Here is a 21,804-nt window from a genome sequence, read left to right as displayed (position 1 = left end):
GATTTTCAGGTGAAGTTGCGGGGGCAGCGGATCGAGTTGGGGGAGATCGAGTCGGTCCTGCAGACCGCACCCGGGGTGACCCAGGTCGTGGTGTCCGTCATGGAGCTGCCGGCCGGGGAACAACTCGTCGCACACCTGACCGGTCCGGACGTCGACCTCGACACCGTCCGGACCGTCGTCGAGAAACTGCCCGGCTACATGCGTCCGACCTCATGGGTGATCCTCGACGAGATGCCGTCGAACACCGCCGGCAAGATCGACCGCAAGGCACTCCCGCTACCGGAGTTCGCAGCGGACGAGTACGTCGCCCCCGCCACGCCCGTCGAGTCCGCCGTCGCCGAGATCGTCGCCGACGTCCTCGGCGTCGAAGAGATCTCGGCCGGTACGAGCTTCTTCGACGCCGGCGGGAACTCCCTGGCGGCAACCCGTCTCGCCTCGCGACTGGGACGTGCACTCGGTGTCACCGTGACCGTTCGTGACGTGTTCGACGACCCGACGGTTCGTGGTCTCGCGTCTCGCATCGAGGCGTCGGACGATTCCGTCGCGGCACCCGGTTTCGCGACGGACGAGCGGCCGTCCGGACCGTCGCCCCGGCCTGCGGTCCTGCCGCTCTCCGGTGCGCAACGTCGCATGTGGTTCATCAACCAGTACGAACCCGAGGTCGCGTCGTACGTCATCCCGTTCGGGTTCCGGATTCGGGGACGGGTCCGCGCGGAGAACGTGCGCGCCGCGATCGGTGATGTGGTCGCGCGGCACGAGATCCTCCGGACCACCTATCCGATCGGACCGGATGGCAGACCGCATCAACTCATCGCCGACGACGTGGAATTCGACTGGCTGGTCGTCGATTCCGACGCCGAGGCGCTGGCCGTCACCGCGGTGCCGTACGACCTGACCCGTGACCGGCCGCTGCGGGCGCGCCTGCATTCCGACGCGATGGATGGTGCGCTGCTCGTCATCGCAGTCCACCACATCGCCGCCGACGGGGCGTCCGGCCCTGTCCTGGCCCGAGACCTGCTCACCGCCTACGTCGCCCGGCGAGACGACCGCGCGCCGGACTGGGCGCCGCTGCGTCGCCAGTACGCCGATCACGTCCTGGTACTCGGCCACGGCGACGCGAACGCGGCCGCACGGCGGCAGTGGTGGGCGGACCACCTCGCCGGCGCGCCCGCGCTCCTCGATCTCCCGACCACGTACCCGCGACCGGCGACCCGCGAGACACGCGGCGCCACGGTCGACTTCACCATCCCGGGCCGGACCGCCCTGGCCGCCGGCGAGCTCGCACGTGCCACCGGGACCAGCACGTTCATGGTGCTGCACGCAGCCCTCGCGGCCCTGCTGGGCCGGCTCTCCGGGAGCGGAGACATCGTCATCGGCACCGCCACCGCGGGACGCGACGGCGAGACCGACGACCTGATCGGCATGTTCGTCAACACCGTCGCACTGCGCAGCCGGGTCGCGCCGGAAGCCGGTTTCGCCGACCTGCTCGGCGAGATCCGCGACGGCGACCTCGACGCCCTCGCGCGCGCCGACGTTCCCTTCGACGAGGTGATCGACGCACTGGGCGTCGCCCGTGCGGAGTCGTACGCACCACTCGTCCAGGTCCTTCTCACGACCTCCGACGTCGCCGACACCGCAACGCTGTCCGGCGACCTGTCAGCGGAACTCGCCGGTCTCGACATCAGCCCGGTGTCCGTCGCGGACGACTCCGCCAAGTTCGACCTCACCGTCGCGGTCCGCACCGATCCGGTGGCTGGCGCCCCGTGGCGCGGCACCCTCACCTACGCCACCGACCTGTACGACGACGCCGACGCCCGGCGTCTGGCCGACCGCTTCGTCAAGCTTCTGGTCGCGGCGGTGGTCGACACGACCACGCCGGTCGGCGATCTCGACCTGCTCGCCGGAGACGAGGACTCGGGTCCGCTGAGCTCCGGTGACCCGGACCCGATCGTCGTGCTGCTTCCTGATCTGTTCGCCGCCGCCGTCCGGTCGCGCGGCGACCACCCGGCCGTCATCGATGACCTCGGTACCTGGACATACGACGAGTTGGACAACGCCAGTTCTCATCTCGCCGCCGAATTGGTCGAGCAGGGCGTCGGCCCGGACGACGTCGTCGTGTGTGCGTTGGGACGGTCGGCACGGGCACAGCTCGCACTGTGGGCGGTCGCCAAGACCGGGGCGGTGTACTGCCCGGTCGATCCCCGCTATCCGGCTGAACGCATCGCCCGCGTGGTGAGCGCGGCACGTGCGCGGGTGGGTCTCACCGACGGCTCGGTGGAGACTGCCGGCGAGGACCTGGTCTGGTTGCGTCTCGACGCCGACCGTGCCGCCGCACTCCGGTCCCGAGATCATCGGCGCCCGCCCTCGATTCGACGCCCGGTGCACCCGGATGACGGTGCGTACATGATCTTCACCTCCGGTTCGACCGGTGTGCCCAAGGGGGTGCTGGTCACCCACCGTGGCCTGGCGGGAGTGGCCGCGCTGCTCCGCGACCGTCACGGCTCGGGACCGTCGTCCCGATGGCTGGGCATCAGCTCACCCGCCTTCGACGCCGCAATCCTCGAGGTCCTGGGCGCCTACGGCAGCGCGGCGACCCTCGTCGTCGTACCGCCGGAGATCTACGGCGGACGCGAACTGGCGGAGTTCATCACGACGCACCGCACCACGCACGCGTTCCTGGTGACCTCGGTGGCCGCCTCACTGCCCGATCCGGCGTCGCTGCCGTTCACCAACGTGCTCGTCGGCGGCGAAGCCGTCCCCGACGCCGAGAAGGACCGGTGGGCCGGCCACACCTCCTTCCACAACGGTTACGGGCCCACCGAGACGACCATCATCAGCGTCACCTCGCCGGCGATCGGCGTCGACGAGTCGGTCCGGCTGGGTCGTCCCGTACCCGGCGTCACCGCACACGTCCTCGACGGGCGACTCCATGCAGTGCCGCCCGGCGTCGTCGGCGAGCTGTACCTCGCCGGTGGTGAGCTCGCCCGCGGTTACCACGAACGGCCGGCGCTGACGGCGGAGCGTTTCGTGCCGGCACCGTTCGGATCACCGGGCACCCGGATGTATCGCACCGGCGATCTCGTCCGTCGTTCGCGCACCGGCGAACTGACCTACGTCGGACGGAGCGACTTCCAGGTGAAGCTGCGAGGTCAGCGACTGGAGCTCGGGGAGATCGAGGCGACCCTGACGGCTCACCCGGCCGTCCGCAACGCCGTGGTCGTCGGCGTGGGCGACCCGGTCACCGAGCTGGCGGGTTACGTCGAACCCGCCGATCCGGGCGTCGGCCTCGAGATCGCGCACCTCCGCGAGCATCTGGCCGCACAGCTGCCGCCGTACATGGTTCCCGCGCGTCTCTGTGTCCTCGACGAACTCCCGCGCAATCCCGTCGGGAAGATCGACCGCGGCCGGTTGCCGGAGATCGACACCGACGACGCGGCCGGCGCCCACACTCCGCCGTCGGGTCACACCGAGCGAATCCTCACCGCGATCGTCGCCGACGTCCTCGGCCTCGAGAAGGTCTCGGCCACCGCGGATTTCTTCGACATCGGCGGAAACTCGTTGTCGGCGACCAGGTTGAGCGCGCGTGCCGGAGATCGTTTCGGCGTCCGGCTGGGTGTCCGCGACATCTTCGAGTTCACGACGGTGCGCAGGCTCGCTCGCCGCATCGACACCGCATACGACTCCGAACCACCACCGGCACCACTGGTCCGAGTCGTCGATCGGCCCGCTCGGATCCCGCTGTCGTACGCGCAGCAACGTCTCTGGTTCCTCAATCGTTTCGAACCGGATTCGGCCGCCTACACCATCCCGATGGCCGTGCGGCTGCGCGGTGCGCTCGATTCGTCGGCGCTGTTCGACGCCGTTGTCGATGTGCTCGCGCGGCACGAGATCCTGCGGACCGTCTTCCCCGCCGACGCGGGTGAACCCTTCCAGCGAATCCTGACCGTCGACGACGCCCGCGCGGCGTTGCGGTGGGATTCCGACACCGTGGCCGCCGACGCGCTCATCTCTGCTGACATGGGGGAGCTGTCCACCATGCTCGGTCCGCCCGGGTTCGACATCACCACCGAGATCCCGTTGCGTGTGCGGCTTCTGGGCGTGGCCCGGGGTGGCGAAACAGACGACGCCGAACACATCCTGGTGATCCTGGTCCACCACATCGCGGCCGACGGCGAGTCGATGCGACCGCTGCTGTCCGATCTGTGGACCGCGTATCTCGCGCGCGCCGAAGGACATCCACCGGCCTTCACCGAACTCCCGGTCCAGTTCGCCGACCACGCTCTGTGGCAACGACAGACACTCGGCAACGTCAACGCGTCTGACTCGGTCCTCGGGACGCAGGTCGGGTACTGGGTCAACCGGTTGTCGGGCCTGCCCGACCTCCTCCCGTTGCCGACGGACCGTCCGCGGCGCCCGGTCGCCTCCCAGCGTGGGGGACGCGTGACCGCGGAGATCCCGGCCGACCTCGCCGCTCGCATCTCGGCCTCGTCCCGGGACCGCGGGATCACCGACTTCATGACGATCCATGCGGCGCTGGCGATCCTGCTGGCCCGGCTGTCGGCGAGCCGTGACATCGCGATCAGCACACCGGTCGCCGGTCGTGGCCACGCTCATCTCGACGACCTGGTCGGCATGTTCGTCAACACCCTGGTCCTGCGCAGCGAGGTCGACCCGGCCCTCGACGTCCGCGACTTCCTGGACCGCGTCCGCATCGACGACGTCAACGCGCTCGCGCGCGCGGATGTGCCGTTCGACTACCTCGTGGACCGGCTGTCCCCGGCACGGTCGGAGGCGTTCGCCCCGCTGAGTCAGGTGATGTTGTCGGTGCTGCACGCATCCGCCGCCCCGGCGACCGCCGGCGGAGCCGGCACCACGGCGACGGCCGGGGCGGACGATGCGCTCGGTGCACTCCGGCTGGACCCGATCGCGGTGTCCACCGGGACGACGCAGCTCGACATGACGGTGGCGGTCACCGTCGACACGGGTGGGGCCTGGCCGGTCGAGATCGTCTATGCCACCGACCTGTTCGACGCGTCGACCATCGAGGTGATGATCACGCGGCTGGTACGGGTGCTCGAGGCACTCACCGCGCGCGAGATCGATGATCGGCCGGTCGGCGAGATCGATCTCGCCGACGATGCCGAACGCGCACGGATCGCCGAACTGGTCGCCGGTCCGCAACTGTCCGTGCCCTGGTCGACCGTCTCCGATGCCGTCGACGTGGCGGCCCGACGTGCACCGGATGCGGTCGCGCTGGTGGCGGGCGAGCGGACCTTGACGTACGCGGAGTTCACCGCCCGGGTGTCCGCCCTGGCGCACCGCTTGGCGGACCACGGTGTCGAGCCGGATGTCGCCGTGGGCGTGTGTATCCCGCGGTCAGTCGAGCTCGTCCTGGCGATCCACGGCGTGGTCGCCGCCGGTGGTGGTTATGTCGTCATCGATCCGGCGACGCCACCGGAACGTCTTGCGGCCATGATCGACGCCGCATCGATCTCGGTGATCCTGGCCGCGGACCCGCGGCCCGAGGTCCTGGTCGGCGTCGCGCCGGAGGTGCTGGTCGTCGACTCGGAAACCCCGGTCGCGGAAGCCCATGTCGCCGAGGTGTCCCGCACCGCATTCCGTCGGGTGGTGAATCCGGACAACGCGCTCTACACGTTGTTCACCTCGGGTTCGACAGGAACGCCCAAGGGGGTCACGGTGAGTCACCGAGCGGTGCTCAACCGGCTCGCGTGGATGCACGTCCGGGAACCCCTGAGTGCCGACGACGTGGTGATGCTGAAGACCCCGGCCACCTTCGACGTGTCGGTGCCGGAGCTGTTCGCGCCGCTGATGGCCGGAGCCAGGCTGGTGATCGCCGAAGACGGCAGGCACATCGACCCGGCCTACGTTCTGGACGAGGTCCGGCGACGGCGGATCACGTCGATCCACTTCGTGCCGTCGATGATGGCGGCTTTCGTCGAGTACGTCGGAGACGACGTTCGGCGGCGTGCGGCCCTGGCGTCGTTGCGCCGTGTCCACGCTTCGGGTGAAGCGCTGCCCGCGGCCACCGCGCATGCGATGGGTGCCCTCGTCCCCGATGCGCGCGTGGACAACCTGTACGGGCCCACCGAGGCCGCGGTCGAGGTCACCGCACACCGGCTCCGGCCCGACGACGTGACGGTCCCGATCGGCCGGCCGATCGCGAACACCACGACCTGGGTCCTGGACGACCGGCTGCAGCCCACGCCGATCGGGGTCATCGGCGAACTCTACGTCGGCGGCGGCCAGCTGGCCCGCGGATACGCCTCCCGACCGGATCTCACCGCCGAACGATTCGTCGCGGATCCCACCGGCGGCCGGGGTGGCCGGCTGTACCGGACCGGAGATCTGGTGCGGTGGAACGCGACAGGCGAACTCGAGTACCTCGGTCGCGCCGACTTCCAGGTGAAGCTCCGCGGGCAACGCATCGAGCTGGCGGAGATCGAGTCGATCCTCGCCCGGATCAGCGGAATCAGCCACGTCGCGGTCACCGTGCGCAGCGGAGCCTCGGGTGAGGTCCTCGTCGGATACCTCGCCGGCGACGTCGACCTCGACGCGGTGCGGACACGCGTGGGCGAGACCCTGCCGCAGTACATGCGACCGACCCAGTGGGTGGTCCTGGACGAGGTTCCGCTGACGTCCACCGGCAAGCTCGACCGCCGGGCCCTGCCTGCACCGACCGCGGTGACGACCGAAGTCGTCCCGCCGGCCGACGGGATCGAACGTGCCCTCGCGGGGGTCTTCGCCGATGTCCTGGCGGTCGACGAGGTCTCGGTGACGGTGTCGTTCTTCGACCTCGGCGGACACTCGCTCGCCGCGATGCGCGTCGTGGCCGGCGTCGCCGAACGTCTCGGCGTCGACATCGACATCCGCGACATCTTCCGTGCACCGACCGTCCGAGAGCTCGCCCGGACGTTGACCCAGCGGCGACTCGCGGCTCAACCGCTGCGCCACCGGCCGCGTCCGGACCGGATTCCGCTGTCGTATGCGCAGCAACGGATCTGGTTCATCAACCAGTTCGACGTGACGTCGCCGGTGTACAACATGCCCGTCGCCTTCGATGTCCACGGCGACCCGGACCTCGACGCGCTGCGTGCGGCCCTGCTCGACGTCGTGGCACGCCATGAACCTCTGCGAACCGTGTACCCGATGTCGCACGACGGTGTGCCCGAACAGCTCGTCGTCGACGCAAGTGCGGCGGCCGCCCTTCTGCGGTGGGACGAGGCAACCGGGATCGACGATGCGATGGCCCTCTGCGGCGAGGGATTCGACGTCACCACCGAACTGCCGATCCGGGTCGCGACGGCCACCATCGAGGGCGGCTACCGCGTCGTCGTGGTGATCCATCACATCGCCGGTGACGCAGCCTCCCTGCAGATCCTGACCACGGAACTGTTGGGTGGATACCGACAGCACACGGCGGGAACCGACCTCCCGGTGCCGGACCCGCTGCCGGTCGGCTACACCGACCACACCCTGTGGCAGCGCGAGACCCTCGGCGACCTCGACGACCCGACCTCGCTGATGGCAGCCCAGTTCGACTACTGGTCCACGGTGCTCGGCGGCATCCCGGCGGCGCTCGATCTCCCCACGGACCGTCCGCGGCCGCCCGTGGTCGACCATCGGGGCGGGCGACTGCCGATCGATCTCGGCCCGGAACGCAGCAGCGCGGTCGCCCGCGCCGCACGAGCGTCCGGCGTGACGCCGTTCATGGTGTGCCATGCCGCATTCGCCGCGACCCTGGCCAGACTCGCCGACGTCGACGACGTCAGCATCGGTGCCGCGGTGTCGGGTCGTGGGCAGGCCGCGACCGCGCGGATGATCGGCATGTTCATCAACACCGTCGTCCTGCGCACGACGTTCGGTCCCGACGACACCGTCGCCGATCTGCTCGAGCAGGTGCGGGAGACGGATGCGGCGGCGTTCGCCCACGCGAACATCCCGTTCGAGACGCTCGTCGAGCGTCTCACCCCGGTACGGTCGACAGCGCACGCACCTCTCGTCCAGGTCATGATCAACTACCTCGCGGACACCACCGGCGGGTCAGCCGAACTGCCCCTCGCACAGTTGGGTGAGGTAGACGGGTTGCGTGTGCAACCGGTCGATCCCGGCCCGCCGCCGGCGAAGGTCGACCTGACTCTCGGACTCGCCGAGACGAACACCGTCGACGGGATGGTCATCGCCGGTGAGATCGACTACGCGGCAGGGCTCTTCGATCCGGAGACGGTCGCGGTGTTCCGCGACGTCTTCCATCGCATGGTCGATGCGATCACCGCGGACGTCCCGACCGCCACGGATCTGGGTGAGATCGATCTGGTCACCGACGACGACCGTCGTCGACTCCGTTCTCCGGATGCACCGGGCGTCGTCGTCGATCCCGCCGGGCGACTCCTGCCGCCGCGGATCCCCGGTGAACTGCGTAGATCCGACGCGACGTCGGACGATTCCTCGACCGGACTGCTCGCACGGTGGCTGGAAGACGGTGGCGGACCGCGGATCGAGGTTCTCGGCCGCCTCGACCGTCAGGCCCGGATCGGTGGGTTGCGGGTCGATCTCGACCAGGTCGAGAGGATGCTCGCCGATCTCGACGGTGTGCGGTCGAGTGGCGTCGTCTCGATACCGTGCGCCGCCGGTGTCGAGATCCACGGTTGGGTGAGCGTCGACGCCGACATCACGGCGGACGATCTTCGTCGATCTGCCGTGGAAAGCATTGCCCCGCATTGTGTTCCGTCGACACTGACGATCGTCGACGAGATCCCGGTCGATGACGACGGACGGCCCGACCATGCGCGGATGTCGACGATGATCGGCACTGCCGCTCGCGATGCGGATGTCCCGGAGCGGCCCGAGGCGCCGGTCGGAGAGTGGGAGGTGCTCGTCGCCGAGTGCATGTCCGGAGTCACCGGCGTCCCGGTCACGACCGCGGTCCAGGGATTCTTCGACGTCGGCGGAACATCACTGTCCGCGGTGCGGCTCGTCGCGGAACTCCGCCGCCGCACCGGCCTTCCGGTCGAGGTCGCCTGGGTGTTCGCCGGGCCGACTCCTCGCGATCTCGGTGCGCGGCTGGCCGCACACCGCGACCCGGAACGCGCCGGTGGCCCCACCGCTGCGGCAAACGGCGGAGTCGTCGTGCCGCTGCGCCGCGAGGGAAAGCGGAGCCCGGTCTTCTGTGTGCATCCCGCAGACGGGTTGGCGTGGTTGTTCGGCGGTCTCGCACCCCACCTCGACGACCGGCCGGTGTACGGACTCCAGGACCCGTACGTGGTGGCCGGCGACCTCCCCGACGCCACCGTGCACGACCTGGCCGTGCGCTACGTCGACGAGATCCGGCGCATCGCCCCCGACGGCCCGTACCATCTCGTGGGTTGGTCGATCGGCGGTCTCATCGCGCAGGAAATGGCCGTCGAACTGCGTTTGCGCGGTGCGGAAGTCGGCGTCCTCGGATTGCTCGACAGCTTCCCGGCCGACGATGCCGAGCCGGCGACCGTCTGGACCGACGACGGGGAGATGTCGCTGGACATCGATGCGCGTGAGCTGGCCGCCGAGCTGCTCGGCGGCTGGCGAGCGGTCATCGACGTGGACGAGCTCGTCGACCCCGCCCATCCGGGGTCCGTCGCGCCGGAGACCATCGCGGCCGCGATCCGGGACAAGGCCATCGGACTCGGCCTGCTCGACGCGGAGTCCTTCGACCGGATGCTGCAGCGTATGACGAGTTCTGCGGAACGCACCATCGCCCACCGGCCGCGACCCTACGACGGCGACGCGATGCTCGTCGTCGCCACCGACGGCGAGGAGGACTCGACCGACGAGGCGCCCAACCGCTGGGCGCACTACCTGAGGGGTGACATCACCCGCATCGACATCGACACCGACCACCTCGGGATCGTCGGCAGCCAGGCGCTGGCGGAGTTCGGTCCGCGGATCGACGCGGCGCTCAACGACGCGGAGTCACGGCGCCGGTGACGGCCGGCAGGTCGGAGAGCACCTTGGGAAGAGGGTCGCCGTGAACGACCACGAGTCGCTGCGTCGCGCGGGTCAGTGCGACGTACAGATCGCTGAGACCCCGCGGTGACTGCGCGATGATCGCGGCCGGTTCGACGACGATCGTGGTGTCGAACTCGAGACCCTTACAGGTCCGGACCGTGTAGACCTTCGGGGTCTCGACGTCAGTCGCGTCGAATGCGTCCGGGTCCAGCGCGGCGTTCACCGCATCGAGAAGGGCGTCCGGGACGACGACCGCCGTGAGCCCCTGGGGTTCGGCCAGGTCGACGGCACGCAGGACACCGGTCGCGATGCTCTGCGCATCCCCGGCATCGGTCACCGGGATCGCGACCGGCTCGACACCGTTGCTGCGCAACGAGGTCGGCGCGGTCTCACCGTTGCCGATCTCGTCGAGGACACGCGCGGCGTAGGTCATGATCTCGCTGGGCGTCCGGTAGTTCACCGACAGTTCCTTGAACTGCCAGCGCTTGGCGACGTAGGGCTCGAGCACGTCACCCCACGACCGGGTTCCCGCCTCGTCGGAGGTCTGTGCGGTGTCACCGATGATGGTCATCCATCGGTTCGGGATGCGGCGCATCACCATCCGCCACGCCATCGGCGAGAGCTCCTGTGCCTCGTCGACGATCACATGGCCGAAGGTCCAGGTGCGGTCGCCGTAGGCGCGTTCGGCGGTGGTGGCGCGCCGGGTCTCGGTCTGGCGCGACGCTAGCTGTTCGGCGTCGATCAGGTCGTAGGCCATCAGGATCTCGGGATCGAGCTCGTCCTCGAGATCCTGTGGGGCCGAACCGGTCAGGATGTCGAGTGCGTCCTGGGCCTCGGCGAGCCGGCGACGCCAGCGGGCGCGCTCGGCACGTTCGGCGTCGTCGGTGCCGTACCCGATGAGTTCGGCCAACTCGTCGAGCAGCGGCACGTCGGCGGGGGAGAAGTCGTCCCCGGTGGTCGAGTACGTGCGCGGTTCACGCAGCAGGGCCGCCCGGTCCGCGTCGGACCAGCCGGGCGTGGCCTTGCGGATCGCACGCTCGTCGGTGAACAGCTCGCGCAACATGTCCTGCGGAGTCAGGGTGGGCCAGTATTTCAGCAGCGCCGCGCGGATGTCGGGGTCGCCGCTCATGTCGTCGCGGATGTCGGAGATGTCGGCGGGGCTCAGGAGCTGAGAACCGTCGAGCAGACTGGAGCCGATGGTCGAGGCGTGCCGCGCCGCGAGTTCGGCGAGGCCGGCCTTCAGGAAGGCCCTCTGGGACTGGTTGTGTGCACGCCGGGTCGCACGGGCCTTGGCACGCGCCGCCTTGATCAGGGCGGAGTCGATCTCGACCCGATAGCCGTCGAAGTCCACCGGTTCGGGACGGGACGGCAACGACTGCTTCGCGCGCACAGCGCGTTTGAGGACGTCGACCATCCGGAGCCCGCCCTTGACGCCGGCGGTGAACCGCGGGTCCTCGCTCCGTGCCCGCACGCCGGGGAACAGGTCGCCGATCGTCGATAGCAGGACGCCGGATTCGCCGAGCGACGGCAGGACCTGGCCGATGTAGCTGAGGAAGTCGTCGTTCGGTCCGATGATGAGAATGCCACTGCGTGAGAGGATCTCGCGGTGCGTGTACAGCAAGTACGCGGCACGGTGCAGCGCGACGGCCGTCTTGCCGGTGCCCGGACCGCCCTGGATGACCGTCACACCGCGGTGTGTCGACCGGATGATGAGGTCCTGCTCGCGCTGGATGGTCTCGACGATGTCGGTCATCTCGCCGGTGCGCGCCGCGTTCAGGGCGGCGACGAGAGCGGATTCGTTGACGACGTCGCCGTGGCCGAAGTCGTCGAGCAGGGCGTCGCCGGCGGTCAGTGATTCGTCGCTGACCCCGCGGACCCTGCGGCTGCGGGTCCGGATGTGGCGACGGCGGGCGACGTCCTCGGGGGCGGCCGGCGTGGCCAGGTAGAAGGGGCGTGCGAGTGGGGCCCGCCAGTCGAGCAGCAGCGTCGCGTCGGTCGCGGTGTGGTCGTGCGTCCCGTCGTCTCCCAGACCGTCGTCGAGGACACCGATGCGACCGATCCGCCGGATCTCGCCGTCGTCGAGGTCGAGGCGGCCGAAGTACAGGTTGTGTTCGGCGGCATCGAATTTCGCGAGATCCTCGTTGTACATCCGCTCGTAGGACTCACGTTCCGACCGTGCCTGCGGGGTTCCGCCGCGCTCGCTCAGGGTCGACGACAGGCGCCGCTGGGTGGTCTGCCGCATCCGGTCGAGACGGCCGTACACCCGATCGAGGTGCTCCTGTTCCTCGCTGATCCGCGAGTCGGTGTCGGTGTCTGGGGACAAGGCGGTCACGCCACACCTCCGCGCGCGTCGACGGGCCACCCCGGCCGTGCCAGCCCGGCGTCCTTGATCAGCCCGGTGATCCGTGCCGCGTGGTCCGGGGTCGCCAGTCGCGCGCAGACCTGTGGCGTCGAACCCTGAAGGCCGGGGTCGTGCAGATGCTGGTCCAGCCATCCGACGACGCGTGCCTGGCTGCCGAACGGCAGCGGCGTTCCCGTCGCGGGGTCGGCGAGGACTCCGTGACGCGACACGTAGATGTCGAACTCGTCCGGAGTGGCGGGACCGTCGTGGGGCAGCCGAGGGTCTCCGAGAATGAGGGGATGGTCGTGCGTGTTCACTGTCCGTCGATCGTAGTTGGGTTCGGTCAGGTCCAGCGCCTCGGTCTGGAGCGGTGACAGCCAGGCCGCCACCGTTTCCCATGTGCCGTGAGCTGTGCGAACAGGTGCCGCAGGGATGTATCCGCGGACTGCGACGTGGGCGGAGTGACCGACTGTGATGTTGGCGACCCGCACACGCCGGAGGTGGAGGAGGCCGGCAGCGTCGAGGTGTCCGAGTTTGCGGCGGAGGACGCTCGGCGCCGCGTTCGAACCGACCGCGACCACCAGACGCGTACCCGGAGGCGGGAGCGATGGGACGTGATCGACCACAACGGACGCGGACACCCAGGGATAGTTCTCTGGAGGGTGTGCCGCGTCCGCGTGGTGATCGGTGGTGGTCAGCGTCGTACTCGCATCCGGCTACCGGGCAGGACGGTCAGCCGCGCGCCTTGCGCCAGCGCTTGCGACCTTCGTCCGCGGTGTGCGATGCGGTTTCCTCGGCGGCGGCCGCGAGTTGCCGTGCGGACTCGGCGAGTTCGGCCGAACGGGCGCGGGCGAGTTCGGCGAACTCGGCCGAGCGGTCCCGGGCGAGTTCGGCGAGTTCGGCCGAGCGGTCCCGGGCGGCGTCGGCGATCTTCGGGGCGTTCTTCTTCGCCTGCTTCGTAGCCTTCTTCTGGGCCTTCTTGGCCTGCTTTGCCAGCTCCGGCCCGCGTTTGCGGGCGGTCTCAGCCAGGTCTGACGAACGTCCCACCGCGGCATCGGCGAGCACTGGTGCGCGATCCCGGATACGTTCGGCGACCTCGGCGGCAGTATCGGCGGCCTTACCCGCGAACTCTGCGGAGCGCTTCTGCGCCACTTCGGCGATCTCCGGTGCATGCTCGCGGAACTTCGCTGCGGCGTCCACCGAACGTTCGGAGACGAGGTGTGCGCCCTTGCTCAGGAGTTCGCCTGCCTCCGCGGACCGCTCGCCGACGACCTCAGCCCCTTCGTGGGTGCGCTCGACGAAGGTCTCCCAGGCCGACGATCCGGCGGACGCGCCGATGGGCAGCGCAGCAGCCACCGCGGTGGCCTTCTGCCGGCCGCGCCACGCGAGCGACGGCTTGCCCTCGGTGTCCACCGCCGCCAGCAGCACGCCACCGAGCAGGCCGACGTTCTTGATGAATGCGTTGCGCTGAGCTTCCTTGCGGACCGGATCGGCCTCGTTCCAGAAGTCCGTGCCGGCGGCTGTCGTCGGGATCAGCGTGCCGGCCAGCACCACCGAGGCGAGACGCGGGAACTTGCCGGTCGCCAGCAGGATGCCGCCACCGATCTGCGCCGCGGCGTTGATCTGCACGAGGGTCTCGGTGTTCTCCGGGACCTTGTCCGCGACTTCCGGCGGGAGGGCGGTGCGTGCCTTGTCGACGAGCGGCGCCGCGGACTGCGCGATCGGTTTCGGGCTCCGGATGGCGTCGACGCCACTGGCGACGAACGCAGACGCGAGGAGCGGGCGGGCGATACGGCGGAGAATCATCGGTCACAACCTTCTTCGATCGAGTGCGGTTCGAGATCCGTCTGGGTACAGCGCGTTTGTGCCTGATCAACGCTACCCGCCCTCCGGATCCATGCAGGTGAATCGACTCTTCGTGATCCGGTCGGGAACTGCGGGAGGCCCGAGGTCACGTTTGACAGAGCGCTTCGAGAACCAGGTATCCGGAGGGGGCGGGGCTCAAACCCGGCCGTCCCGACTTGACGCCAAACCCAGCCTTTTTCGACAAAGCCAGCGCCCTGGCCGGGGGTGGAAATGTCGAAAAACGGTGGGTGTGCGGGTGAGACCGGGACCGGCCTACCAGCGGCGTTCGCGCCACTCCGGCACCGAGGCGCGCTCGGCGCCGAGTGTCGTGTCTTTCCCATGGCCGGGGTACACGACGGTCGAGTCGCCGAAGCGGTCGAACAGCTTGGTGGAGACGTCCTGGATGAGGGTGTCGAAGTCCTCGGGCTTCCAGGTTTTGCCGATGCCGCCGGGGAACAAGCAGTCGCCGGTGAACAGATGAACCGTGTCGCCGTCCGACCCCGTGTCGGTCAGGGCGAGCGCGATCGAACCAGGGGTGTGGCCGACGAGGTGGATCGCCTCGAAGCGGAGGTCGCCGATCTCGATCACGTCGCCGTCGTCGACGAGACGATCCGGGGTGACCGGGAGTTCGGGGGCATCGAACCGGCCGGCGGCGGTGGGCACCCCGGTGTGCTGGGCCACCGCGGCCAGCGCCTGCACGTGGTCGTGGTGCTGATGGGTCGTGAAGATCAGGGCCGGCTTCCCGCCGATGGCGTCGAGCGTGGCGATGATCGTGTCCGCGTCGTTCGCGGCGTCGATGATGAGCTGGTCGCCGGTGGCCTTCGAGGTCACCACGTAGACGTTGTTGTCCATCGGACCGACGGACAGCTTGACGATCGTGGCCGAGCCGAGGGTGCGGCGCTGCGGGGTCTTGGACCCGGAGAGATCGCCGGTGTAGGAATCGCTGATCGGTGTCGCTGAGGTCATGCGGCAAGGCTATGACACCGGGCGGCCGACGTGTGACGCTCGCGACGGTCGGACCCGTCCGGCGCGCGGGTATCGTGGACTATCGGTCCGATGGTGTATGGCTCCGATGGTGTATGGCGCGGATGGCGAGACCGATCGTCCGGCTCTCGGACCACGAATCCCATCCGGGCCGACGCTTCCGGAGCAGTTTTGTCGGTGCCTGTCGTTACGGTGCCCATGCGCCACCCGTGCGCCCCGGTGAGTTTGAGAAGACTCTGACTCGAGAAGAAACGTTAGGACTGCAGTGGTTGATCGTCTGATCGTCCGAGGTGCCCGCGAACACAATCTTCGGGGCATCGATGTCGACTTGCCCAGGGACAGCCTCATCGTGTTCACCGGGCTGTCGGGATCGGGTAAGTCGTCCCTCGCCTTCGACACGATCTTCGCCGAGGGTCAGCGTCGTTACGTCGAGTCCCTCTCGGCCTACGCCCGGCAGTTCCTCGGCCAGATGGACAAGCCCGACGTCGACTTCATCGAAGGTCTGTCGCCCGCGGTCTCGATCGACCAGAAGTCGACCAACCGCAACCCCCGTTCGACGGTCGGCACCATCACCGAGGTCTACGACTACCTCCGGCTGCTCTATGCCCGCGCGGGTAAGGCGCACTGTCCGATCTGTGGCGAGGCGATCGCCAAGCAGACCCCCCAGCAGATCGTCGACCAGGTGCTTGCCATGGACGAAGGCACCCGCTTCCAGGTCCTCGCACCGGTGGTCCGGACCCGTAAGGGCGAGTTCGTCGACCTCTTCGCCGAACTCCAGACGCAGGGCTTCTCCCGCGCCCGGATCGACGGCATCGTCCACCAGCTCACCGATCCGCCGAAACTGAAGAAGCAGGAGAAGCACGACATCGAGGTCGTCGTCGACCGCCTCGTCGTGAAGGCAAGCGCCAAGCAGCGTCTCACCGATTCGGTGGAGACCGGTCTGCGTCTCGCGGACGGAATCATCGTGCTCGACTTCGTCGATCTCGACGAGGACGACCCGAATCGCGAGCGCCGGTTCTCCGAGAAGATGGCGTGCCCCAACGCCCACCCGATCGCCATCGACGACCTCGAGCCGCGGTCGTTCTCGTTCAACTCGCCCTACGGTGCGTGCCCGGAGTGTGACGGCCTCGGCATCCGCAAGGAGGTCGACGAGGAACTCGTCGTGCCCGACCCCGAGTTGACCCTCTCCGAGGGTGCGATCGCACCGTGGTCGACGGGCCACAACGCCGACTACTTCCTGCGCCTGATGTCGGGTCTCGCCGACCAGATGGGCTTCGACGTCGACACACCGTGGAAGAAGCTGCCGGTGAAGGCGCGTCGCGCGCTGCTCAACGGCAGCGATCACCAGGTGCACGTGAAGTTCCGCAACCGCTACGGACGCACCCGCTCGTATTACACCGAGTTCGAAGGTGTCATGTCGTTCCTCGCCCGGCGGATGGACCAGACCGAGTCCGAGCAGATGAAGGAACGCTACGAGGGGTACATGCGCGACGTGCCGTGCCCCGCCTGCCAGGGTGCGCGTCTGCGTCCGGAGATCCTCGCCGTCACCCTGAACCACCCCGAGTACGGCCCGAAGTCGATCGCCGAGGTCTGTGCGCTGTCGGTCGCCGAATGCGCCGACTTCCTCGACAACCTCCATCTCGACGAGCGTCAGGCCGCGATCGCCGGCCGCGTGCTCAAGGAAGTGCAGGCCCGCATCCGCTTCCTGCTCGACGTCGGCCTGGAGTATCTGTCGCTGTCGCGTGCGGCCGGGTCGCTGTCCGGCGGCGAGGCGCAGCGCATCCGTCTCGCGACGCAGATCGGTTCCGGTCTCGCCGGCGTCCTGTACGTCCTCGACGAGCCGTCGATCGGTCTCCACCAGCGTGACAACCGCCGACTGATCGAGACCCTCACCCGCCTCCGCGACCTCGGCAACACGCTGATCGTCGTCGAACACGACGAGGACACCATCCGCGCGGCCGACTGGATCGTCGACATCGGCCCGCGTGCCGGTGAACACGGCGGACACGTCGTGCACAGCGGCAGCTACAAGGATCTGCTGAAGAACCGCAAGTCGCTGACCGGTGCATATCTGTCGGGACGGGATTCGTTGCCGATCCCGGAGATCCGCCGGCCGATCGACCGCAAGCGTCAGCTGACCGTCGTCGGCGCCCGTGAGCACAACCTGCGCGGGATCGAGGTGTCGTTCCCGCTCGGGGTGATGACGGCGGTGACCGGGGTGTCCGGCTCGGGCAAGTCGACCCTCGTCAACGACATCCTCGCGACCGTGCTCGCCAACAAGCTCAACGGCGCACGACAGGTCCCCGGCCGCCACACGCGGATCAAGGGACTCGACAACCTCGACAAGCTCGTACAGGTCGACCAGTCGCCGATCGGTCGCACCCCGCGCTCCAACCCGGCGACCTACACCGGCGTCTTCGACAAGATCCGCACGCTCTTCGCGGCGACCACCGAGGCCAAGGTGCGCGGCTACCAGCCGGGCCGGTTCTCGTTCAACGTCAAGGGCGGTCGCTGTGAGGCCTGCACCGGCGAGGGCACGATCAAGATCGAGATGAACTTCCTGCCGGACGTGTACGTGCCGTGCGAGGTGTGTCACGGTGCCCGCTACAACCGGGAGACCCTCGAGGTCCACTACAAGGGCAAGACCATCGCCGAGGTCCTCGACATGCCGATCGAGGAGGCCGCCGACTTCTTCGAGCCGGTCACCTCGATCCACCGCTACCTCAAGACCCTCAACGACGTCGGTCTCGGATACGTCCGTCTCGGACAGCCTGCGCCGACGCTGTCGGGTGGTGAGGCGCAGCGCGTGAAGCTGGCCGCCGAGCTGCAGAAGCGGTCGATGGGCCGCACGGTCTACATCCTCGACGAGCCGACCACCGGCCTGCACTTCGAGGACATCAAGAAGCTCCTCGCAGTGATCAACGGCCTGGTCGACAAAGGCAACACGGTGATCACCATCGAGCACAACCTCGATGTCATCAAGACCGCGGACTGGGTCATCGACATGGGTCCCGAGGGTGGCAGTGGGGGTGGCACGGTCGTCGCCGAGGGCACCCCCGAGGACATCGCGGTCGCCCCGGGAAGCCACACCGGCAAGTTCCTCGCCGAGATACTCAAGGTCGACGAGACGGTCGCGTCGGCGGGCTGACACACCCCAGAAAAATCGCCACTTCCGTTGCAGCAGCCCTACTTACAGTCAGCGCTTCTGGAACGGAAGTGGCGATTGTGCTCTGTCTGGTGGAGCGGGGCTCACTTGCCCATCGACTTGCGGATCTCCTCGAGTCGCTTCTTCGCGGCCTCGTCGCGCTTGCGCATCATCTCGTCGACGCTCTGCCCCTCGGCACTCGCCTCGGCGAGTTCCTGGGAACCGATCGCGGTGGTGATGCGGTTCTCGATCTTGTCGCGGACGAAGTCGAAGGTCGGGACACCGCTGTCGGTGTAGTCGGGGTCGGGGAGGGTCCCCGGCACCGGGCCCGTGTGCACGACCTCGGCGTCGACGATGTCGTCCGTCTCGGCAGGCTTGTCCTGATCCGTCATGTGCCCAGGGTACGGCGTGTGGGCTTCGACGCGGTGCCTCGCTGCGCTCGGTACCCGGCTCAGCCGGCGGGGCTCGTTGTCGTGTGCGCTCGGTACCGGCTCAGCCGGCAGGGGCTCGGCCTACTTCTTGGGAACCCGAACCGGGCCGGTGTACTTCTCGCCGGGGCCCTCGCCGGGCTCGTCGGGGTAGGCGCTCGCCTCCCGGAAGGCGAGCTGGAGGCCCTTCAGGCCGTCGCGGATCGGTGCGGCGTGGATGCCGAGATCGGCCTTCGCCGCGTCGACGAGGCCGGCCAGCGCGGTGATGAGCGTGCGCGCCTCGGGCAGGTCGATCCGGTCCTCAGGGGTGCCCTCGGCCAGTCCGAGTTTCTCGGCGGCGGCACTCATGAGCATCACGATGGAACGGGTGATGACCTCGATCGCCGGAATATCTCCCAGGTCACGGACGTTGTCGAATTCAGTGTGTGCCGCATCATCCGTGTCGGCGCCACTGCCCGTCGCACCCCCCTGGGGTTCCGGTGCTGGTGACGAATTGGGGTTCTCGGCCATGGCTGTTAGACTCCCATAGCACGACCGCCCTGGTATGCGCCGGGGTCGTAAGTGGAGTTCCGCTCCCACCGTTCGACGCAGTGCTCGCCTCGCGAGATCACCGCAGTTGCACGGTCCGGTTCACGCCGATCGTCGCAGATCGCATCCTCGTCGATGCGACTGAGAGATCGGCCGCGCTGTGCCCTTGGGCGCAGTAGCAGAATCGGTCGGTATCGGAGCCCCGCGGACATCTGTCCCGGGGCTCGTTTGCTGAGGTTTGCGCTCGTTCTCCTGCACACGACCCTCGCACGACGCGACGGTTACCACTGCAGGATTGAACTAGGAGGCCCCATCAGCACTGAGACCCGCATCAACGAGCGCATCCGCGTCCCTGAGGTCCGACTCGTCGGACCCAACTCGGAGCAGGTGGGCATCGTGCGTGTTGAAGATGCGCTTCGCTTGGCCTACGAGGCCGACCTCGACCTGGTCGAGGTGGCTCCGGACGCCCGTCCGCCGGTCTGCAAGATCATGGACTACGGCAAGTTCAAGTACGAAGCGGCCCAGAAGCAGCGCGAATCGCGCCGTAATCAGCAGATGACCGTCATCAAGGAGCAGAAGCTCCGCCCCAAGATCGACGACCACGACTACGAGACCAAGAAGGGTCACGTCGTCCGGTTCCTCGAGGCGGGGTCAAAGGTGAAGGTGACCATCATGTTCCGCGGCCGCGAGCAGTCCCGTCCTGAGCTCGGCTACCGCCTGTTGCAGCGCCTGGGGAACGATGTCGCCGATTACGGCTTCGTCGAGACCTCGGCCAAGCAGGACGGTCGCAACATGACGATGGTCCTCGCCCCGCACAAGGGCGCGAAGACCCGCCAGAAGGCGCAAGAGAGCCGCGAACGTTCCGGCGGCCCGAAGAACGCGCCGGACGAGAGCTGAGCCGATCGGCCGGACGCGGGTGCATGCCCCGTCCCGGCCGAGATCACGAGACGTGAACCCGGATTCCAGCCGGACCTGATCAGGTTCGGCTGCCCGAGTTCGCCCGACAGAAGGAAAGACATGCCAAAGAGCAAGACCCACAAGGGCACCGCGAAGCGGTTCAAGGTGACCGGCAGCGGCAAGATCGTCCGCCAGAAGGCCAACCGCCGTCACCTGCTGGAGCACAAGCCCTCCAAGCGCACCCGTCGTCTCGACGGCACCACCGTCGTCAGCGAGAACGACGCCCCCCGCATCAAGCGCCTGCTGAACCGCTGACGCGCGCGAACCCGGACATCTGACAAGCAAAAGGATCTAACACATGGCACGCGTGAAAAGGGCAGTGAACGCCCAGAAGAAGCGTCGGTCCACCCTCGAGGCCTCGAAGGGCTACCGCGGACAGCGGTCGCGCCTCTACCGCAAGGCCAAGGAGCAGCAGCTCCACTCGATGACCTACGCCTACCGGGACCGTCGCGCCCGCAAGGGTGAGTTCCGGAAGCTGTGGATCGCGCGCATCAACGCTGCGGCCCGCGCCAACGACATCACCTACAACCGCTTCATCCAGGGCCTCAAGGCCGCTGGTGTCGAGGTTGACCGCAAGGTGCTCGCCGACATCGCGGTGACCGATCCCGAGGCCTTCACCGGCCTGGTCGAGGTCGCCCGCAAGGCCCTGCCGGCTGACGTCAACGCCCCGGCTGCCTGATTGCGCCACACCACACACGACCCGCGAGTCGCACGACGGATGATCCGATGACGGAGATCCTGTCCGAGCGATCCTCGCGGGTCGTGTCGTATGCCAAGCTCCATCGCGCCGCCGAGCGGCGCGACCAGGGGCGTTTCCTCGCCGAGGGGGCCAACTCGGTCGGCTCGGCCCTCGCTGTCGACCGCGCCGAGGTCGTGCTGGTCGCCGACGAGGAGCGTCTTCGGCACCGTGAGCTCACCGACGCCGCGGCGGCCGCCGGCGTCCCGGTCCTCGTGATCTCCGCGCGGGCGGCGTCGAAGCTCGCGGAGACATCGACCCCGCCCGGGATCTTCGCGGTCTGTCCGCTCCTCGACGTGCCGCTCGAGAGCGTCCTCGCCGACGAGCCGAGGTTGCTCGCGGTCGCCGTCGAACCGCGGGAGCCCGGCAACGCCGGCACCCTGATCCGATGTGCCGACGCGATGGGCGCCGACGCCGTCGTGCTGCTCGGCGACGCCGTCGACCCACACAACGGCAAATGTGTCCGTGCGAGCGCAGGGTCGGTGTTCACCGTGCCGGTGGTGCGTCACCGTGCCCTGACCGAGGGACTCGACGCCATCGCAGGTGCGGGTGTCACGTTGCTCGCCACCGCCGCCGACGGCGAGGTGAACCTCGATCACGCCGCCGAGGTGCTGTCCGGCCGGGTCGGCTGGCTGTTCGGCAACGAGGCCCATGGCTTGCCCGCCGACATCCAGGCCGCTGCCGACCACCGGGTGTCGATTCCGATCCGCGGTCGCGCCGAGAGCCTGAATGTGGCCGCCGCGGCGGCGATCTGCCTGTACGAGAGTGCGCGCATCCACAGTGCGGTGGGTCGCGGCTGACAGCTGTCCGAGGCGGCCGGTAGGGTCGGCGATCGTGT

12 protein-coding genes are annotated in these 21,804 nt (G+C 68.6%); 6 read left to right on the top strand and 6 right to left on the bottom strand.

Annotated elements, in window-relative coordinates:
* Positions 1–15: 15 nt before the first annotated feature.
* Positions 16–9,981, top strand: a complete 9,966-nt coding sequence (locus BPODLACK_RS21970; protein WP_236577750.1) for a non-ribosomal peptide synthetase — start codon at positions 16–18, stop codon at positions 9,979–9,981.
* Here BPODLACK_RS21970 and BPODLACK_RS21965 read toward each other — a convergent pair.
* The 4 genes from BPODLACK_RS21965 to BPODLACK_RS21950 all read right to left on the bottom strand — a co-directional run bounded on the left by BPODLACK_RS21965 (position 9,953) and on the right by BPODLACK_RS21950 (position 15,154).
* A complete protein-coding gene (locus tag BPODLACK_RS21965) occupies positions 9,953–12,334 on the bottom strand; it encodes a HelD family protein (protein ID WP_024499508.1) in 2,382 nt (793 codons plus the stop codon). The two genes, BPODLACK_RS21970 and BPODLACK_RS21965, sit on opposite strands and share 29 nt — an antisense overlap.
* A complete protein-coding gene (locus BPODLACK_RS21960) occupies positions 12,331–12,984 on the bottom strand; it encodes a hypothetical protein (RefSeq protein ID WP_159406237.1) in 654 nt (217 codons plus the stop codon). Before BPODLACK_RS21960 ends, BPODLACK_RS21965 begins: the two co-directional genes overlap by 4 nt.
* Positions 12,985–13,075: 91 nt before the next feature.
* On the bottom strand, positions 13,076–14,149 hold the full coding sequence (locus BPODLACK_RS21955) for a DoxX family protein (protein WP_159406236.1): 1,074 nt from the start codon (positions 14,147–14,149) through the stop codon (positions 13,076–13,078).
* Between the two features lie 312 nt (positions 14,150–14,461).
* Positions 14,462–15,154 carry an MBL fold metallo-hydrolase gene (locus tag BPODLACK_RS21950; RefSeq protein WP_159406235.1) on the bottom strand — a complete coding sequence of 231 codons (693 nt, stop codon included), beginning with the start codon at positions 15,152–15,154 and terminating at the stop codon, positions 14,462–14,464.
* 283 nt (positions 15,155–15,437) lie between these two features.
* Here BPODLACK_RS21950 and uvrA point away from each other — a divergent pair, with 283 nt between their 5' ends.
* Positions 15,438–18,320: an excinuclease ABC subunit UvrA gene (gene uvrA, locus BPODLACK_RS21945; RefSeq protein WP_159406234.1), complete on the top strand. Its 2,883-nt coding sequence runs from the start codon at positions 15,438–15,440 to the stop codon at positions 18,318–18,320.
* Positions 18,321–18,421: 101 nt separating this feature from the next.
* Here the strand turns inward: uvrA and BPODLACK_RS21940 are convergent, their stop codons facing one another.
* Together BPODLACK_RS21940 and BPODLACK_RS21935 are read right to left on the bottom strand one after the other, a co-directional pair.
* The gene (locus BPODLACK_RS21940) at positions 18,422–18,709 is read right to left on the bottom strand and encodes a hypothetical protein (RefSeq protein ID WP_006437354.1); all 288 of its coding nucleotides are present in this window, start codon (positions 18,707–18,709) and stop codon (positions 18,422–18,424) included.
* A 120-nt stretch (positions 18,710–18,829) separates the two neighbouring features.
* A complete protein-coding gene (locus tag BPODLACK_RS21935) occupies positions 18,830–19,255 on the bottom strand; it encodes a DUF1844 domain-containing protein (RefSeq protein ID WP_159406233.1) in 426 nt (141 codons plus the stop codon).
* A 312-nt stretch (positions 19,256–19,567) separates the two neighbouring features.
* Here BPODLACK_RS21935 and infC point away from each other — a divergent pair, with 312 nt between their 5' ends.
* The 4 genes from infC (at position 19,568) to BPODLACK_RS21915 (ending at position 21,766) form a co-directional block, all read left to right on the top strand.
* A complete protein-coding gene (infC, locus tag BPODLACK_RS21930) occupies positions 19,568–20,170 on the top strand; it encodes a translation initiation factor IF-3 (RefSeq protein WP_081712428.1) in 603 nt (200 codons plus the stop codon).
* 120 nt (positions 20,171–20,290) lie between these two features.
* Positions 20,291–20,485, top strand: a complete 195-nt coding sequence (rpmI, locus tag BPODLACK_RS21925) for a 50S ribosomal protein L35 (protein WP_159406232.1) — start codon at positions 20,291–20,293, stop codon at positions 20,483–20,485.
* A 43-nt stretch (positions 20,486–20,528) separates the two neighbouring features.
* Positions 20,529–20,909 (top strand): 50S ribosomal protein L20, encoded by a 381-nt coding sequence (rplT, locus tag BPODLACK_RS21920; RefSeq protein ID WP_005178731.1) that lies wholly within the window; start codon positions 20,529–20,531, stop codon positions 20,907–20,909.
* A gap of 47 nt (positions 20,910–20,956) precedes the next feature.
* The gene (locus BPODLACK_RS21915) at positions 20,957–21,766 is read left to right on the top strand and encodes a TrmH family RNA methyltransferase (RefSeq protein ID WP_159406231.1); all 810 of its coding nucleotides are present in this window, start codon (positions 20,957–20,959) and stop codon (positions 21,764–21,766) included.
* Positions 21,767–21,804: the final 38 nt, after the last annotated feature.

The organism is Gordonia sp. YY1 (genome assembly GCF_009872315.1).
Classification (GTDB): Bacteria; Actinomycetota; Actinomycetes; order Mycobacteriales; family Mycobacteriaceae; genus Gordonia; species Gordonia amicalis.
Note: the sequence above shows the minus strand (reverse complement) of the source record. Positions and strands in the feature narration are given on the sequence as shown.

Bases quoted from the DNA above. Each gene is read 5' to 3' on its own strand.
- BPODLACK_RS21955 (WP_159406236.1), bottom strand. From the start codon at position 14,149: ATGATTCTCCGCCGTATCGCCCGCCCGCTCCTCGCGTCTGCGTTCGTC.
- BPODLACK_RS21950 (WP_159406235.1), bottom strand. From the start codon at position 15,154: ATGACCTCAGCGACACCGATCAGCGATTCCTACACCGGCGATCTCTCC.
- BPODLACK_RS21940 (WP_006437354.1), bottom strand. From the start codon at position 18,709: ATGACGGATCAGGACAAGCCTGCCGAGACGGACGACATCGTCGACGCC.
- BPODLACK_RS21935 (WP_159406233.1), bottom strand. From the start codon at position 19,255: ATGGCCGAGAACCCCAATTCGTCACCAGCACCGGAACCCCAGGGGGGT.
- rpmI (WP_159406232.1), top strand. From the start codon at position 20,291: ATGCCAAAGAGCAAGACCCACAAGGGCACCGCGAAGCGGTTCAAGGTG.
- rplT (WP_005178731.1), top strand. From the start codon at position 20,529: ATGGCACGCGTGAAAAGGGCAGTGAACGCCCAGAAGAAGCGTCGGTCC.
- BPODLACK_RS21915 (WP_159406231.1), top strand. From the start codon at position 20,957: ATGACGGAGATCCTGTCCGAGCGATCCTCGCGGGTCGTGTCGTATGCC.